The sequence below is a fragment of the Pseudomonas sp. GW456-E7 genome, assembly GCF_059424105.1.
This window is the reverse complement of record NZ_JBWKZB010000026.1, coordinates 36567-52720: the sequence shown is the minus strand read 5'-3', so window position 1 is coordinate 52720 and position 16154 is coordinate 36567. Positions and strand designations below refer to the sequence as shown.

Genomic DNA, 16154 nt, shown 5'->3' with positions numbered 1-16154 from the left:
TCCCTACGAAGTGGTTTAGGCTTTTGCCTTGGGCATCTGCGAAACCAGCGACAAGTTGACGTCCATGCCTTCGACCTGAAAGTGCGGTACGGCGTACAGCTTGACGCGGAAGAAGCCGGGGTTATCCTCGATGTCTTCTACCGTCACCTTGGCATCGCGCAATGGGTGGGAGGCCTGCAGGTCGTCGCCGGGGTCGGTCATTTCGGTGACGAGGCCACCGATCCACTTGTTCAACTCCAGCTCCAGCATACGACGGTCCTTGGTGGTCCCGATGTTTTCGCGCTGGATCAGCTTCAGGTAATGGGCAATACGCGACAGCAGGAAGATGTACGGCAGGCGCGCATTGATTCGGCTGTTGGCCGTGGCGTCGGCGGTGTCGTACAGGGCTGGTTTTTGAGTCGAGTTAGCCGAGAAGAAACACGCATAATCGCGGTTCTTGTAGTACGACAAGGGAATGAAACCGAGATTGGCGAATTCGAACTCGCGGGTTTCCGGGATCATCACTTCGGAGGGGATCTTCACCTGGTTGCCCGTTCCCAAGTCATACAGGTGAATCGGCAGTTCGGTAACCGCGCCACCTGATTGCGGTCCGCGAATCTGCACACACCAACCGTTGTTGATAAAGCTCTTTACCATGTTGGCCGCGAAAGCGAACGAGGCGTTGGTCCACAAGTATTTCTCGTGATCGGGACCCTTGACGCTTTCGATATAGTTGAAGCTGCGCACGGGGATAGTGTCCGGGCCATATGGCAGGCGACCCAACACACGAGGCATGAGCAGGCCGATGTAACGAGAGTCGTCACTTTCGCGGAATGCCTTCCATTTGATGTACTCGGCACGGTCAAAGTAGTTGCCGATATCTTTGATGGCGGCCACTTCTTCCATCGTCTGCTTGCCAAAAAACGCCGGACCTACAGAACCAATGAACGGCATGTGGGCGGCCGCAGACACCTTGGCAATGTTGCGCAGCAGGGCAATATCCTGCGGACTGCGGCTGAACTCGTAGTTGGAAATGGCCGCCGCAATCGGTTCCCCGCCCGGGGTATCGTATTCCTGGGTGTAGGTATGCAGGTACAGGCCGCTTTGGGCGATTTCCGGCGCATCTTCGAAGTCTTGGACCAGGTGATCCTTACTGATGTCCAGCAGCTCGATCCGCACGTTCTGGCGGAAATCGGTCTGGTCGATCAGAGACTTCACGCCGCGCCAGGTTGATTCCACGCGCTGAAAGTCCGGATGGTGCATGACCGCATCAAGTTGGCGACTGATCTGTGCATCCAACGACGCGATATGCTCATCCAACAGGGTTTTGTCCAGGCGCTCGACTTTATGCGAGGACTGCTTGAGCAGGCTCAAGAAAACACTAACGGCCGCCGTTACCCGTTCATCCGCAGACGCCTCGGACAGGGCCTCGGCGTTTTGAAACGATTCGATGCCACTCAGCTGCGCAACCGGGCTGAGATTGATCTTGGCGAACAAGGCGCCATAGACACCTTGGCTGCTGTCTGCGTCGTGGGTCTTGGCCTGCTGCGAGGATGCGGATGATTGTGCTACGGACATGATGAGAACTTCCTTATTAACGAACCGAGGGCAATTAACATGCTTCTTGTGGCGTCAGAGCGGCCAGTTCGGCGCGTAGCTCGTCACTCAGCGCGTCGTCCTTGAGGATGCGTTCCAGTTCATGACGAAAGGTGGCGTTATCCAACAGGTTGGATTTGAGGTCGCGCAGCAGGTTGCGCATCGCAAGCAGGGCTCGCAGCTGTGGAATCTGCCGCGCTACCTGTTCAGGTTCGAAGTCTTTCATGCCCTGAAAACTCAACGCGACAGCGGTGTCGACGCTGGCGTCGGTCAAGGTATTTTCCACCGTTAGTTTCAGGCTCGGCGAAAACTCGGCGAGCACACTGTCGAAGTTGTTTTTGTTGATCCCGACCTTGCCTCTTTCAGATAACGGACGCTGCTCGTGACCATTACTGTAATCACCCATCACCATGAGTTTGAGCGGCAATTCAACGTTTTTTTGTGCGCCACCGGTGTGCAAATCAAGCTTGATGTTGACCCGCGCCTTGGGCACTTCGTTTTGGAAGCTGTTCGATGCCATGACCACTCCAGATATCTCCCTAACGGGAGGTCAGATAGAACCCGTTAAGCTGGAACTCATGACCACAGCCGAGCCGACGCTCGTATCGCGAGTCCGAACAGAGTGCGTGAATTCCATTTCTTGTTCCTTGGATAACTGCGCCTGAACCTGCAGCTCATTCAAAAATGCGGCCCAGGCTACTTAGCCACTCACTCGTTACGAAGGCGGCAACTAGATCCTATCCATGCGACCAAAGTGGAGGCGATGAGATTTGTCTCGAAAATCACAAAAGCGCATCAATCTGAAGTTTTCCATCGAGCGTCACCGCCCACGACCAACGACAGGCGTAAGTGGATGTCGAATTTGGCTTACAGGTGTCAGCGCCGATACAAAACCGACCGACGGGTAAGCTTTCAAACAGCGCCTTCAGGCCACCGTTTTTTTCGCGCTGACTTTTCGAAAGCTGTAGGCAGCACTCCCGACAATCTTGGGACGATTCCTAAATACACGGTGCTGGCGCATCACAATAATTCAGGCACTCCCATCAAATGTATAGCTGCCATGTCTTTACTACCGATACGCAGTCTTGTCATCGAAGAGCATCCCCTCAAGCGAATCGTTGCGACGCGAGCCTTTCAGGACCTTGGATGTGATGACGTCATATCTGTGACCAACAGTGCCACTGCCATGGAAATACTCAAAAGCAAAGGGCGGGCCGATGTGGCCTTATGCAGTCTGAGGGAGAAGTGTATGCAAAGCCTCGCTGCCATCGAGGAGCTGTGTGCCAGTGGATTAGTCAATTCGATGATTATTTGCAGTAATCTTTCGGCTGACTTGCACAGTGCTATAGATCGGATGCTAACCATGCATAAGGTGAAGGTGCTGGGATACGTTGATGCATCGGTTCGCCCACACACGATTATGCCCCTGCTGGAACAGTTCGAGCGAAGCACAGAGTTACCCCGAGATAAAATTCCACAGCCGACCAGCATCAGGTCCTTTAATGAAACGGATCTGAAGAAAGCCATTTCAGCTAACGAGTTCAGGGCATTCTTCCAGCCGAAATTCAATCTCGTCACGAATGCTGTCGACAGTCTTGAAGTTTTGGTGCGGTGGGAGCACCCACTTCATGGAATATTGTATCCGTCGGACTTCCTGCCGTTTCTGAACAGCTTCGATTTGATGGACGACTTGCTGTTTGCACTGATCGAGCAGGGTCTGTCTTTCCTGGAAAAAATCTCACATACCGAACCCTCAATGCGCCTTGCATTCAACGTGCAAGCGGAACAGCTTAGCAACCCAGAGCTAGTCACAAAAATCACCGACTTGCTTCACAGGTATCAATTACCGGCATATCGCTTGATCTTCGAAATCACCGAAAGTGGCCTGCTAGAGTCATCTCCGACTGTACTTAAGAACCTGATTCAATTACGAATCATGGGATCCGGGTTGTCTATTGACGATTTTGGCACCGGGTTTTCATCCTTGGAACGGCTTTGCCGCTTGCCATTCACAGAGATAAAACTCGACGCCAGTTTCATTCACGACCTTGATAACAGCGTTAACAACAGAGCAGTGGTCATCAACACGCTCGCTCTGGGTAAATCCTTGAATATGTCGGTAGTCGTGGAAGGGGTTGAAACAGAAAGTCAGCGCGAGTCATTGATAAAACTTGGATGTATCCACGCTCAAGGATACCTCTGCGCTCGACCTATGAGCGGTAAGCAATCACTACTCTGGCTGGATACAAACCGCGTAAATCTCAACAGCGTTTAATGTATGGGGTTGACTACTCGCTCGACTGCTTCCGCTCCACTTATAAAATATTTTTTCGCCAACCGAACGGATAGAGGAGAACAATTCATGATCAATCCACGGCTGCGTATCTTGCTGGTTGATGAGAAACACTCCAGGCGCCTGGGCATAGAAAAAAATCTCGCCAGTCTTGGCTACAGTTGTGTGGCCCCGTTCGCATCCCAACGTGATTTACTTCAAGTGATAGATTATGCGCTCAATGATTTTGATTTGTTGATCATTAACGAGTCCACCCTCAGGGGTGCGGGACAAAAATCTGAATACGCTATTCGAAACTGTCCATACATTAAGAATTTTCTGATTTATCAGTGTAATGAATTACATTGTGTCGCCCCTGCCAACGTTTCATCCGCATCATCATGTTTTGTCTTTCCCTACCTCCCTGATCGAGGCGTTATCAGGAACGTCCTGAATTTTGTAGACGGAGGGAATGCCCACGCTCCGCAGGTGATGCGGCCCGCAGTTGCGGCCTTGTTCGCCGCCACTGATGTCGTTGCCTGATCAAATGAGAATGTCGTCGCAGCCCAACTGGCGAGCGATCGCGGCGATAGAGCCAGCATCAACAGGTTTGCATGCGCATTGCCAAAGGAAGCGCGTCGCCCGCAACCAAGACTTTTCTTTGCTGTTGTGCTTGTTGGCGTTCTGCTCAGCATGACGACGTTAAAGGTCTTGTTCATGTCGCGGAATGTCAATTAATTCGCTGACAATTTCACTAGTCTCGTCGAAGCATTTAGCCGCTATCCGGAGTGCACGGCATGAAATCCTTCACAGACAAAGTTGCAGCCATTACGGGAGCTGGATCAGGTATTGGGCGCGCACTTGCATTGGCCTTGGCCGAGCGGGGTTGTCACCTGGCACTATCCGATGTCAACGCGCAAGGGCTGGAACGCACACGGCAGGCACTGGAACTCACCGGCGTTAGCGTTTCCACTTCGGTAGTGGACGTCGCCAATCGCGAGCAGATGCACGCCTGGGCAAATCGGGTTGCTGAGGAACATGGCAAGGTCAACCTGATCATTAACAATGCGGGTGTCGCACACGCTGGCACCGTCGAAGGCAGCAGCTATGAAGAGTATGTCTGGATAACCGACATCAATTGGTGGGGGGTGGTACACGGCACCAAGGCATTCCTGCCGCACCTCAAAACTTCTGGCGATGGACACATTGTAAATATCTCCAGCATCTTCGGCCTGTTTGCCCAACCTGGCATGAGCGCCTACAACGCCACCAAATTTGCCGTCCGCGGCTTCACTGAGTCTTTGCGTCAGGAACTGGACCTGGAGAATTGCGGTGTATCTGCCAGTTGCGTGCATCCAGGTGGGATCAAGACCGGAATTGCTGCACACGCCCGCATGAACCAGAGCATGGCCAGCATCACAGGGCAGGATGCGGACGACGCCCGCAGTAGATTCAACGACAAGCTGCTGCGAACCACGGCGGAGAAAGCCGCCGAAGTCATTCTGCGCGGTGTGCAACGCAACCATCGACGCATTCTGATCGGATCGGACGCTCGGAGCATTGATCTGATGCTGCGTCTGCTGCCGGTTCTCTACCAACCGCTGGTGACAATCGGCATGAAGTTGGCCGCTCGCTTCGCCTGACACAACGGCTCTGACTCGTTATGCGTTCGAACTCCGACCCTCCATCCCGTAACACTGCTTAATGCCAATGTGCGAAAAGAGAAGCCGTCAGCCGTTATGCATTATCCGACGCTAAAACCGAGCAAGTTGCGCCCACCTGCCATACCAACTACGGCCATTTCTCGACCACAGCTTTTGCAGATGCTAAACGAGGCAACCGAACGGGATTGCTTGCTGAGCCTGCTCAGCACCCCAGTTGGTTATGGCAAAAGCATCTTACTGGCCCAGTACGTCGCAAACCTCAGGACACCCTGGGCCTGGCTCCGTTGTGATAGTGGCGACAACCGGCCCCTGATTCTGCTCATGCATTTGCATCAAGCAATGGGCCTAGCTACGCCAGTACCCGGTTTAAACACGGTCAACGAAGAAACGCTGTGGGCTGCGATCATCGACGGGTTGGAAAAACGAAAGACTCCCTACACCCTGATCATCGATGACTTGCATTGCTTACGCGCACCGGCCGCCTGCCGTTACTTCGACGAACTGCTGCGCCACGCTCCCGAGAATCTGCACATTATTGCCGCCAGCGAGGGCCTGCCAGCACTCCGGCTCAGCCATCTACGCCGGGATGGACGTTTGCAATTATTGGACACGCACTGCTTGGCATTGGACAGTAGCGAGATAAAGACACTTGCGTCTGCTCGCGGAGTGAAACTCAGCGATGATGCGGCGTACCTGCTGCGTGCCAACAGCGAGGGCTGGATCAGCAGCGTATTGCTGGGTCTCAGCGCACAGACCGAGCAGCCGACTTTGTCGTCTTCTGACACACAGATTTCAGCCGCTACCGCCAGACGTTTTCATGCTCTCACCGCACAATTTTTCAATGAAGAAATTTTAGGTTCATTGCCTCACGAGATTTTGCGCTTCCTTGAACAGCTGTCCGTGGTCAACACCTTCAATGTCGAACTCGCCACCTGCTTGACGGGGCGCTCCGACGCCGCGACGCTCCTCGACCGACTGGTGCGAAAGCACCTGTTTGTCCAGCAATGCGACGATGAACAATTGCATTACAGGCTTCATAAACAAATGCGGCAGGCACTCTATCAACAGCTACGCCTGCGCACTCCCGGTGCCCTGACGCAATTGCATCAAAAGGCAGGTAAGCATCTGCTTCAAAAGCAATGTTACGCCGAGGCTGTGTACCAGCTCGGGCGCGCCCTGGACTTTGACGCCCTGCTGGCTGCCATCGACCGGCACAGTTTTGATCTGCTACGGGAAGGCCAGGTCAACGCGATGGTCGACTTTCTTGCCGATATGCCTGGGCAAAGCATGGAAGATCATTTCACCCTGGCAATTACCGAAGCCAGCACCGTCATCGTCACTAACGATATTGACCGCGCTGCGGAGTGCCTGCGTCGACTTCAACGCCTGTCAAGAGACCAAAAGACGCCCGAACAGCGTAACGAGCGATCACATCAGACGTTCGCTTTCCTGCGTAGCCGGCTGGCATTTCTCGGCGGCAATTTCAATCACGGTATCGCCCTTGTCGATGAGGCGCTGCGGCGATACCCGCAGATGAATGCCGCCACTACCGTGCTGTTGTTCAATCGAGCCAGCTGCTTGTTTGCGCTGGGCCAGCTGCATCGGGCCCGACATGACACAGAGCAGGCACTTTGCGAACTCACTGCCATGAACTTCAGTGGCTACACCAACCTGCTTCATTTACAACTGGGCATGATCGAACTGGCTCAAGGTCACCCCCTCAAGGCTGAGGAGCGCTTTACCCAGATGATTCAAAATCGTGCCACAGGGGCGTCGCACGGATTTTACGACCTTTTCCAATACCTGGGCAAAGGCGTCTTGCTGTTGCAGCAAAACAAATTGCAATCAGCGGCAGAGCATCTTGCTCATGCCAAGACCATTGCCTTCGACATTACCCACAGCGCCGGTCTGCCTTGGGTACTGCATTATCAAGCGCTTTGCCTTGCTGCCCAAGGTCGGCTTTCTTGCGCACGAGAGCGCTGGGATGAAGCACGCAAAATCGCCCGTCAATTGAAACTATTCACCCTCTATCGTCTGGCTGGCGCCTCTCGCGTGCGCCTGGCCGTTCGCGAACACGATCAGGGCTTCATTGATGATTGGCTCAAGGAATGGCGCTGGTGCAATCGCCTTTACGGTACGAACCTGATGCCTGAAGAATGGCAGGCTTATGCCTGGGTTCAACGTCATCTGGGCCAACGCGCATCGGCAACGAGCATCTCCCACTACCTATGGTCGCAATCCATGACTGAGGACAATCTCCAACTCAGCATCGACCTGCATTTGCTCGATGCCAGCCTGTATCTGGACGCTGCGAATCACACAGCAGCCCTGCGCAGCCTGGATGCGGCGTTGCAGCAGGCAGCGAAGCACGGTTTTACTAACTTGCTGCACTTGGAGGGGCGTCAGCTACTTGAACTGTTCCGCCAACTGATCTCTCCTCAGATCCGCCGTCAACACGGTATCGAAGCTTCATTACCCTCGCGCGCGCAACTCGCACAGCTATTGCAAGGATTGACGCCAAAGAGTCAGTCCTACCAACCATTACTCGACCCGTTGACTCGCCGTGAACAAGACGTACTCCAGCGCATGGTCAATTGCCAAAGCAATCAGCAGATTGCCGACAGCCTGTACATCAGCCTCAGTACAGTGAAAAGCCACATCAATAATCTGTTCCGCAAACTCGATGTGGTCGATCGCAAAGGCGCACTTCAAGTGGTGCGAGAGACAAAACTGTTGAACTGAGGCGCTTCGGAGCTTCGCTCCACCCTCCCCGTTTTTTCCCCACCTTGCTCCACCCCAATTTCCACCCGTGGTTGGGCGCGCATGGTCATCGGTCTTTGTTACAAAACCGCCTGGTTTATTCCGCCAAACGAGAACGCTATGACCGACCAGTTGCTCAACGACCGCGACCTTCGCTTCCAGCTCTTTGAAATACTAGACACCGAGGGTCTCCTGAAAAGGCCCCGTTACGCGGAGCTGGACCTGACAGTACTTGATGCAACACTGCAGACGGCACGCGACGTTGCCGCCCAGTACTTCGCACCTCACAACCAGAAAGGTGATGCTAACGAGCCTACCTTCGATGGCGAGAAGGTCACCCTCATTCCAGAAACCAAAGCTGCCTGGGACGCTTTTGCCTCGGCAGGTTTTCTCGCCGCTCACCACGACTTCGAAGACGGTGGGCAGCAGTTGCCGGAAGTGGTACTGCGCACCTGTATGGCCTATTTCAATGCAGCCAATATTGCGACCCTTGGCTATTCGTTTCTAAGTATTGGCGCTGCCAACCTTATAAAAACCTTTGCCAGTACCGAGCTGCGCCAGCGCTTCCTGCCGCCGATGCTAGAGGGGCGTTTCAGTGGCACCATGGCGATGACCGAACCAGGTCAGGGCTCGGCGCTTGGGGATCTGCGCACCAGCGCTCGTGCGGCCGAAGACGGCAGCTATCGCATCAGCGGCAGCAAGATGTTCATTTCCGGCGGCGATCACGAACTGACCGAAAACATCGTGCACCTGGTGCTGGCCCGCATTGAAGGTGCACCTGCCGGCGTGAAAGGCATTTCGTTGTTTCTCGTGCCCAAGTACCTGGTCAATGCCGATGGCAGCGTCGGAGGGCGCAATGATGTGGCCTTGGCGGGTTTGTTACACAAGATGGGCTATCGCAACGCCACGTCCACGGTGCTCAACTTCGGTGAAAAAGACGGGGCCGTCGGGTATCTCGTGGGTGAAGCCAATAAGGGCCTTGGCTACATGTTTCAGATGATGAACGAGGCCCGCATCGGGGTCGGCCTTGGTGCCGCAAGCCTTGGGTATCAAAGCTACATCCATGCACTCGACTATGCCCGCAACCGGCCACAGGGACGTCTTCCTGGCAATAAGGATCCGCTAACCCCGCAGGTACGCATTGTCGAGCACGCCGACGTTCGGCGAATGCTGCTGCAACAGAAGGTGTACGCCGAAGGCAGCATGGCGTTGTGTCTGTATGCCAGCACCCTGGTCGAAGATAGCCACACCGCACCAGACGCAGACCAACGCCATCAGGCCGCCGAGATGCTCGACCTGCTCACGCCCGTGGTCAAATCATGGCCTTCACGGTACGGCCTGCTGGCGTCCGAGATTGGTATTCAGGTGCTCGGAGGTTCCGGTTACACCCGTGAATACCAGCTTGAACAGTTTTATCGGGACAATCGCCTCAACCCGATACACGAGGGCACTGAAGGCATTCAGGCCATTGATTTGCTCGCACGCAAGCTGGGCCCACAGGGTGGGGACGGTTTTGCATTGTTCCTCACACGTCTCAAGGCCAGCCTGAACGAGGGGCATGCACGCCACGACTGCGCCTCGCTCGCCACTGCACTGCGCACAGCAATGCAGGTCATCGAAAGAGTCACGATCGAAATGCAGATCAGGGTATCCGCCAACCCCGCTCTTGGCCTGAGCAATGCCACTGCCTATCTCGATATGTTCGGCAAGCTGGTCGTCGGCTGGATCTGGCTGCGTCAGGCACTTGCCGCCAGCCGTGCGCTGACATCCGGTGCCGTGGGCAGCGAAGCCGACTTTTACAAAGGCAAGCTCCATGCAGCGCGTTACTTCATGGAGTGGGAACTGGCCGGTTTACAAGGCCAAGCACGATTGCTCAGCACTGGCAACCGCGTCTGCTTCGACATGCAGAACGATTGGTTCTGACCCTCCCCTACCCCACGACATAACCAAAAGGAATTTTATGAGCGACCTCATCCACTACCAATGCGACGACGGCCTGGCCCTGATCGGCCTGAATCGCCCCTCGGTCAATGCCTTGGGCCAAGCGCTTCGTGCCGCCTTGAACGAGGCCTGCGAGCGTGCTGTCGCCGACCCGACCGTACGGGCGATTATCCTGCACGGTACGCCATTCAGCGCCGGTGCAGACATCAGCGAGTTTGGCAGCGCTGCCAGTCATGCCGATCCTTCCTTGCCTGACATGCTGGTACGTTTGAGTCAAATCGACAAGCCGCTGATTGCAGCAATTGGAGGCGCTGCACTCGGTGGCGGCCTTGAGCTAGCCCTGGCCTGCGCTTATCGAATTGCAACGCCTGATGCACGCGTCGGCCTGCCGGAAATCAACCTTGGATTGCTCCCGGGAGCAGGAGGCACCCAACGACTGCCGCGCCTGATTGGCGCCAAAGCAGCCCTGGATCTCATCATCTCAGGACAATCAATCACCGCAGACAAAGCTGCAAGCCTCGGCATTCTCGATCGTTTATCCAAGGCTCCCTCCAGCTTGCTGGAAGATGCCTTTGCCTTTGCCCGCGAACTGCTCGAATCCGGCGCTCCTGTGCGTCCGATCGATCCGAACGCTGCACCGGGGAAACATCTCGAAGTCGATTTCTTCAAGGATTTCCAAGCAAAAAACGCCTCGCGCTGGAAGGGGCGCCAAGCCCCGCAACGCGTTGTTGCTGCAGTCCAGGCGGCTTGCGAACTGCCGCTCAACGAAGGGCTAATTCGCGAAAGCGAGCTATTTAAAGAGGCTGAAGCCTCGGCCGAATCCAGCGCGCTGCGTCATGTATTCTTCGCCGAACGCGAAGCGGGAAAGATTCCAGGAATAGACGCCACCACCACGCTGCGGAAGGTCTCCCAAGTGGCAATCATCGGTGCTGGCACCATGGGTGGAGGCATTGCGATGAACTTCGCCAACGCCGGTATCCCGGTCATCTTGCTGGAAGCCAGGGCTGATGCGCTGGACCGTGGACTGATGCAGATCCGCCACAACTACGAGATCAGCGTACAGCGTGGAAAGATGACCCACTTGCAGCTTGAGCGGCGAATGGAGCGAATCCAGGGCACGCTTGATTATGGCTATCTGATCGATGCCGATCTGGTGATCGAAGCTGTATATGAATCACTCGAGATCAAACAGAAAGTATTCCGTACGCTGGACAAGGTTTGCAAACCAGGCGCCATTCTTGCCAGCAACACGTCGACACTGGATGTTGACGCCATCGCTGCCGTCACCCGGCGCCCCCAGGATGTTATTGGCCTGCACTTCTTCAGCCCGGCCAATGTCATGCGTCTGCTCGAGGTGGTGCGTGCCCGAGAGACTGCACCTGATGTGCTGTTGACCACACTGAAGCTGGCACGCCAGATCGGTAAAATTGCGGTGGTGTCGGGGGTGTGTTTCGGTTTCATCGGCAATCGCATGTTCGAGCCTTATGGCCGTGAGGCCTACCGCCTGGTGCTGGAGGGCGCTACCCCCTCTCAAATTGACAAAGTACTCACCAATCACGGTTTAGCCATGGGCATGCTGGCGGTGCAGGACCTCGCCGGCATTGATATCGGCTACTTGATCCGCGAATCACGTCGCAGCGAAATCAGTCACGACCCTAGCTACTGCAAATTGGGAGACGAACTCTACGCGTTGGGCCGCTACGGACAGAAGACTGGCGCCGGGCTTTATCGCTATGAAGAACGAGACCGTCAGGATGATCCCGAAGTCATTTCACTCGCCGCGCGACTTGCGAATGAACTGGACATTCAACGTCGGCATATTCCGGATCAGGAAATCCTTGAGCGGTGCTTGTTCAGTCTGATCAATGAAGGCATCCAGTTACTCGACGAAGGCATCGCCTTAAGCAGTAGCGACATCGATCTGGTGTTCATCAATGGCTACGGCTTCCCTGCCTGGCGAGGCGGTCCGATGCATGAGGCCGAATGCATCGGGCTGAGTCATTTGCTGTCACGCCTTGAACACTACCGCCAAGCGCTGGGCTCGCACGGTGAGATGTGGTTCCAACCCGCACCGATGCTCGAACGCCTTGTCGCTGCTGGCAAGACCCGCATCGAAAAACTCTGACCCATAGAAAAGGAGGGTGTCCCCAATGGGGCATTCCCTCCCGAAGACCAAAGACAGGACATCGACACCATGAAAGAAGCCGTCATTCTCTCAACTGCTCGCACCCCGATTGCCAAGGCATTCCGCGGAGCATTCAACAACTTGAGTTCGCCGAGCATGGCCAGCTATGCGATACGCGCAGCTGTGGAACGCGCGGGTATCGAGACCACGGAAATTGAGGATCTGGTCATGGGCACCGGCATGGCAGGTGGCACGGCCGGCTGGAACCTCGGCCGCATGAGCGCACTGGCTGCCGGGCTACCGCTGAGCGTGAGCGGGCAAACCATCGACCGCCAATGCGCCTCGGGGCTCATGGCAATTGCCACCGCTGCCAAGCAGATCATGGTCGACGGTATGAAAGTTACTGTCGGTGCCGGCCAAGAGCATATCAGCCTGGTGCAGGGCCATTATCTTGAGTGGGCGATGACCGAGAAAGACCCCATGGTCATTGGCCATGCGCAACATGCCTACATGCCGATGCTGCAGACAGCAGAGATCGTTGCCCAACGCTACAACATCAGCCGCGAAGCGCAAGACGCCTACTCTCTTCAATCGCAGCAGCGTACCGCAAGCGCCCAGGCCGCAGGGTTGTTCAACAATGAAATCGTGCCGGTCACTGCGTCCAGGAAAGTGGTCGACAAGGAAACCGGCTTGGCCAGCTTCATCGATGTGACTCTTGATAGCGACGAAGGCAACCGGCCGTGTACCGTGCTGGAGGACCTGACCAAACTCAAGCCAGTGATTGAAGGCGGCTGTATCACTGCCGGTAACGCCAGCCAACTGTCCGATGGCGCGAGTGCTTGCGTGATGATGGATGCGCAACTGGCTGAAAAACGCAACCTCGAACCACTGGGCTTGTACCGTGGCATCAGCGTGGTCGGTCTGGCACCGGAGGAAATGGGTATCGGTCCGGTGCTTGCCGTACCAAAATTGCTCAAGCAGCACGGCCTGACTGTCGAGGACATCGGCCTGTGGGAACTCAACGAGGCCTTCGCCTGCCAGGTCCTTTATTGCGCCGAGAAACTCGGTATCGACCCGGCGAGGCTAAACGTCAACGGAGGCGCCATCTCGATCGGACATCCCTACGGCATGAGTGGTGCTCGCATGGTTGGTCATGCCCTTCTGGAAGGTCAGCGTCGGGGTGTCAGATTCGTGGTGGTCACCATGTGCGTTGGTGGCGGCATGGGCGCCGCCGGGTTGTTCGAGGTGCTCTGATGGACGTCCGGTCGATATTTTCGCTCTCCGGTAAAACCATACTGGTCACGGGTGCCTCCAGCGGAATTGGTGCCCACCTGGCTCGGCTTGCGAGCCTGGCGGGAGCACACGTGGTGATTGGGGCACGTCGCATTGAGCGCTTGGAACAACTCGCTCAGGACATTCGGTGGCTCGGTGGCGAGGCGCTGGTCGTTGCTCTCGATGTTACCGACCGGGCCAGTGTCGAAGCTGCCTTCGATACGGCCGAAGTGCATTTCGGTGTAGTCGACGTCGTGCTCAACAATGCCGGAATCGGCAACGCTATGGGTGCGCTGAACATAAGCGAAGAACAATGGCGCAACATGCTGTCGACCAACCTCGACGGTGTCTGGCGCGTTGCCCAGTGCGCTGCACAACGATTGGTCAAGGCCGGTCGTGGTGGCAGCATCGTCAATGTCGCGTCGATACTCGGGCTGCGTGTTGGTACGGGTTACAGCCACTACTGCGCAGCGAAGGCTGGTGTTGTGCAACTGAGCAAGTCATTGGCACTGGAATTTGCACGCTACCAGATCCGCGTCAACGCCATCGCTCCCGGTTACTTCAAGACGGAAATGAACGACGCCTACTTTGACGGGGACAACGGACAATCCTACATCCGCAATGCTGTTCCGATGCGCCGCCTGGGTTGCCTTGAGGAGTTAGAAGGACCTTTCCTGTTACTCGCCAGCGAAGCTGGATCATTCATGACAGGTGAGGTGCTGGCAGTAGATGGAGGGCATCTGGTCAGCAGCCTGTAACCGCGCAGGCAATCCCGGCGGTTTCGAAAAGTCGGGAGACACCGATGCTGAATGTGCAGGTGCGTGGCCGGCATATACAGCATCGGTGTGTGCTACCAGCAGAGTATCGCCTGGTGCTCATCGAAGTGATGGACATTTCCAGACCATTACTTGACATAAAACGACAGTCCGCAAAGCGATAGTTCGCGATCTCACGCAATAGAAGACTGTCGTTCAACTTGTCGCAAAATGTCAACTGCAAGTCATATTTGGTCAGGTTATGTATACCTGCACTTCGCAATACTCCTGAGCTCAGAATAATAGCAATGAGAGTGTTCCATGCAGAATCAATACGACGTCTTGATCATTGGTGCCGGTCTTTCGGGAATTGGTACTGCCTGCCGCATGGCTATGGAAATGCCCGGCGCCAAAGTCGGGCTAATTGAGCGCCGTGAAGCAATCGGCGGGACATGGGACCTGTTCCGCTACCCTGGTATCCGATCTGACTCGGACATGTTCAGCTTCGGCTACTCGTTCCGCCCATGGCACGATTTGAAAGTCCTTGCCGATGGACCGTCAATTCGTCGCTATGTCACCGAGACCGCCCGCGAGTACGGGGTCGATAAAAAAGTTCTGTTCGGCCTTAAAACGACCGACGCCTCCTGGTGCAGTGAAAAGCAACGCTGGACCGTGAGTTGCCTGGAAGAAGCCAGCGGCAAAACCGATACCTTTAGTTGCAAGTATTTGATCAGTTGCACCGGTTACTACGACTACGACGCAGGCTATCTACCCGATTTTCCAGGAGAGGAGCGCTTCAAGGGCAAGCGCGTGCATCCACAACATTGGCCAGAAGACCTGGACTATCGCGGCAAGCGTGTGGTTGTCATTGGCAGCGGCGCGACTGCGGTAACGCTGGTGCCAGCAATGGCACCTGACGCTGAGCACGTAACGATGCTACAGCGCTCACCCAGCTATGTATTCAGCGTACCCGGCCATGATCGTTTGTCTGAAGTGCTACAACGATTCCTGCCAAAGCGAGCGGTGTTTGCCTTAGCTCGCAAGCGCAACATTGTCTTGCAGCGCTTTATCTACAAGATGTCCAAACGTTGGCCCGGACTCGTACGCTCCTGGCTGCTTTCTGGTGTGCGCAAGCAGGTTGGCGAACACGTCGACATGCGCCACTTCACTCCACGCTATCAACCTTGGGACGAACGCATCTGCGCGGTCCCGGACGCAGATCTGTTTAAAGCCCTGAAGGCTGGCAAGGCGTCCGTGGTCACCGACCAGATCGAAAGCTTCACGGAGACCGGCATCAAGCTCAAGTCAGGTCAGGAACTACCGGCGGACATCATCATCACGGCCACTGGCTTGAAACTTCAAACATGCGGGGGCATGGATCTAGTGGTGGATGGTAAGCAGAAACAGCTTAACGAGCTGATGACTTACAAGGGCTCCATGCTTCAGGACGTTCCGAACATGGGGTTTGTCTTCGGTTATACCAACGCACCCTGGACGCTTAAGGTCGACATGACCGCCAGCTATTTGTGCCGTCTTTTCAATCATATGAAACAGAACAACATCGGCGTGGTGATTCCCCGAGCCCCCACTGGAGAAATGCAAGCTGACGAGACGGTCCTCGGCTCGATGCAGTCAGGCTACATCCAACGCTCGGCAGCAGTACTACCGCGCCAAGGACGCCAACTGCCCTGGCGCGTACTGCATAACTTTGAAAGCGACCAAGTGATGCTACTCAAGCAATCAGTCGTAGACCCAAGTCTGGAATTCAGAAGCGCTTGAAGCGAACAGAA

11 protein-coding genes are annotated in these 16154 nt (G+C 55.5%); 9 read left to right on the top strand and 2 right to left on the bottom strand.

The window, feature by feature from the left end; genetic code table 11:
• Window positions 1-15 precede the first annotated feature (15 nt).
• Both tssC and tssB read right to left on the bottom strand, forming a co-directional pair.
• Window positions 16-1557: a type VI secretion system contractile sheath large subunit gene (gene tssC, locus AC07YV_RS17610; RefSeq protein WP_102701292.1), complete on the bottom strand. Its 1542-nt coding sequence runs from the start codon at window positions 1555-1557 to the stop codon at window positions 16-18.
• A gap of 34 nt (window positions 1558-1591) precedes the next feature.
• Window positions 1592-2095 (bottom strand): type VI secretion system contractile sheath small subunit, encoded by a 504-nt coding sequence (gene tssB, locus AC07YV_RS17605; RefSeq protein ID WP_102615112.1) that lies wholly within the window; start codon window positions 2093-2095, stop codon window positions 1592-1594.
• A 333-nt stretch (window positions 2096-2428) separates the two neighbouring features.
• Here tssB and AC07YV_RS17600 point away from each other — a divergent pair, with 333 nt between their 5' ends.
• From AC07YV_RS17600 to AC07YV_RS17560, 9 genes are all read left to right on the top strand, one after another.
• Window positions 2429-3850 carry an EAL domain-containing response regulator gene (locus tag AC07YV_RS17600; RefSeq protein WP_494990329.1) on the top strand — a complete coding sequence of 474 codons (1422 nt, stop codon included), beginning with the start codon at window positions 2429-2431 and terminating at the stop codon, window positions 3848-3850.
• Between the two features lie 87 nt (window positions 3851-3937).
• Window positions 3938-4390 carry a histidine kinase gene (locus AC07YV_RS17595; protein WP_178085959.1) on the top strand — a complete coding sequence of 151 codons (453 nt, stop codon included), beginning with the start codon at window positions 3938-3940 and terminating at the stop codon, window positions 4388-4390.
• A 254-nt stretch (window positions 4391-4644) separates the two neighbouring features.
• Window positions 4645-5490, top strand: a complete 846-nt coding sequence (locus AC07YV_RS17590) for an SDR family NAD(P)-dependent oxidoreductase (RefSeq protein WP_102701294.1) — start codon at window positions 4645-4647, stop codon at window positions 5488-5490.
• Between the two features lie 210 nt (window positions 5491-5700).
• A complete protein-coding gene (locus AC07YV_RS17585) occupies window positions 5701-8253 on the top strand; it encodes a winged helix-turn-helix domain-containing protein (RefSeq protein ID WP_158248456.1) in 2553 nt (850 codons plus the stop codon).
• A 138-nt stretch (window positions 8254-8391) separates the two neighbouring features.
• Entirely contained in the window at window positions 8392-10194 is a 1803-nt protein-coding gene (locus tag AC07YV_RS17580; protein WP_102701296.1) for an acyl-CoA dehydrogenase, read from the top strand.
• Between the two features lie 37 nt (window positions 10195-10231).
• On the top strand, window positions 10232-12337 hold the full coding sequence (locus tag AC07YV_RS17575; RefSeq protein ID WP_102701297.1) for a 3-hydroxyacyl-CoA dehydrogenase NAD-binding domain-containing protein: 2106 nt from the start codon (window positions 10232-10234) through the stop codon (window positions 12335-12337).
• A 69-nt stretch (window positions 12338-12406) separates the two neighbouring features.
• Window positions 12407-13591: an acetyl-CoA C-acyltransferase gene (locus AC07YV_RS17570; protein ID WP_102701298.1), complete on the top strand. Its 1185-nt coding sequence runs from the start codon at window positions 12407-12409 to the stop codon at window positions 13589-13591.
• Window positions 13591-14367: an SDR family NAD(P)-dependent oxidoreductase gene (locus tag AC07YV_RS17565; protein ID WP_102701299.1), complete on the top strand. Its 777-nt coding sequence runs from the start codon at window positions 13591-13593 to the stop codon at window positions 14365-14367. The genes AC07YV_RS17570 and AC07YV_RS17565 overlap by 1 nt, the downstream gene beginning before the upstream one ends.
• A gap of 318 nt (window positions 14368-14685) precedes the next feature.
• Window positions 14686-16143, top strand: coding sequence for a flavin-containing monooxygenase (locus AC07YV_RS17560; RefSeq protein ID WP_102615120.1), 1458 nt, complete (start codon window positions 14686-14688; stop codon window positions 16141-16143).
• Window positions 16144-16154 lie beyond the last annotated feature (11 nt).

Coding starts and splice junctions, on each gene's coding strand:
- tssC (WP_102701292.1), bottom strand. CDS start 1,557: ATGTCCGTAGCACAATCATCCGCATCCTCGCAGCAGGCCAAGACCCAC.
- tssB (WP_102615112.1), bottom strand. CDS start 2,095: ATGGCATCGAACAGCTTCCAAAACGAAGTGCCCAAGGCGCGGGTCAAC.
- AC07YV_RS17600 (WP_494990329.1), top strand. CDS start 2,429: ATGTCGAATTTGGCTTACAGGTGTCAGCGCCGATACAAAACCGACCGA.
- AC07YV_RS17595 (WP_178085959.1), top strand. CDS start 3,938: ATGATCAATCCACGGCTGCGTATCTTGCTGGTTGATGAGAAACACTCC.
- AC07YV_RS17590 (WP_102701294.1), top strand. CDS start 4,645: ATGAAATCCTTCACAGACAAAGTTGCAGCCATTACGGGAGCTGGATCA.
- AC07YV_RS17580 (WP_102701296.1), top strand. CDS start 8,392: ATGACCGACCAGTTGCTCAACGACCGCGACCTTCGCTTCCAGCTCTTT.
- AC07YV_RS17575 (WP_102701297.1), top strand. CDS start 10,232: ATGAGCGACCTCATCCACTACCAATGCGACGACGGCCTGGCCCTGATC.
- AC07YV_RS17570 (WP_102701298.1), top strand. CDS start 12,407: ATGAAAGAAGCCGTCATTCTCTCAACTGCTCGCACCCCGATTGCCAAG.
- AC07YV_RS17565 (WP_102701299.1), top strand. CDS start 13,591: ATGGACGTCCGGTCGATATTTTCGCTCTCCGGTAAAACCATACTGGTC.
- AC07YV_RS17560 (WP_102615120.1), top strand. CDS start 14,686: ATGCAGAATCAATACGACGTCTTGATCATTGGTGCCGGTCTTTCGGGA.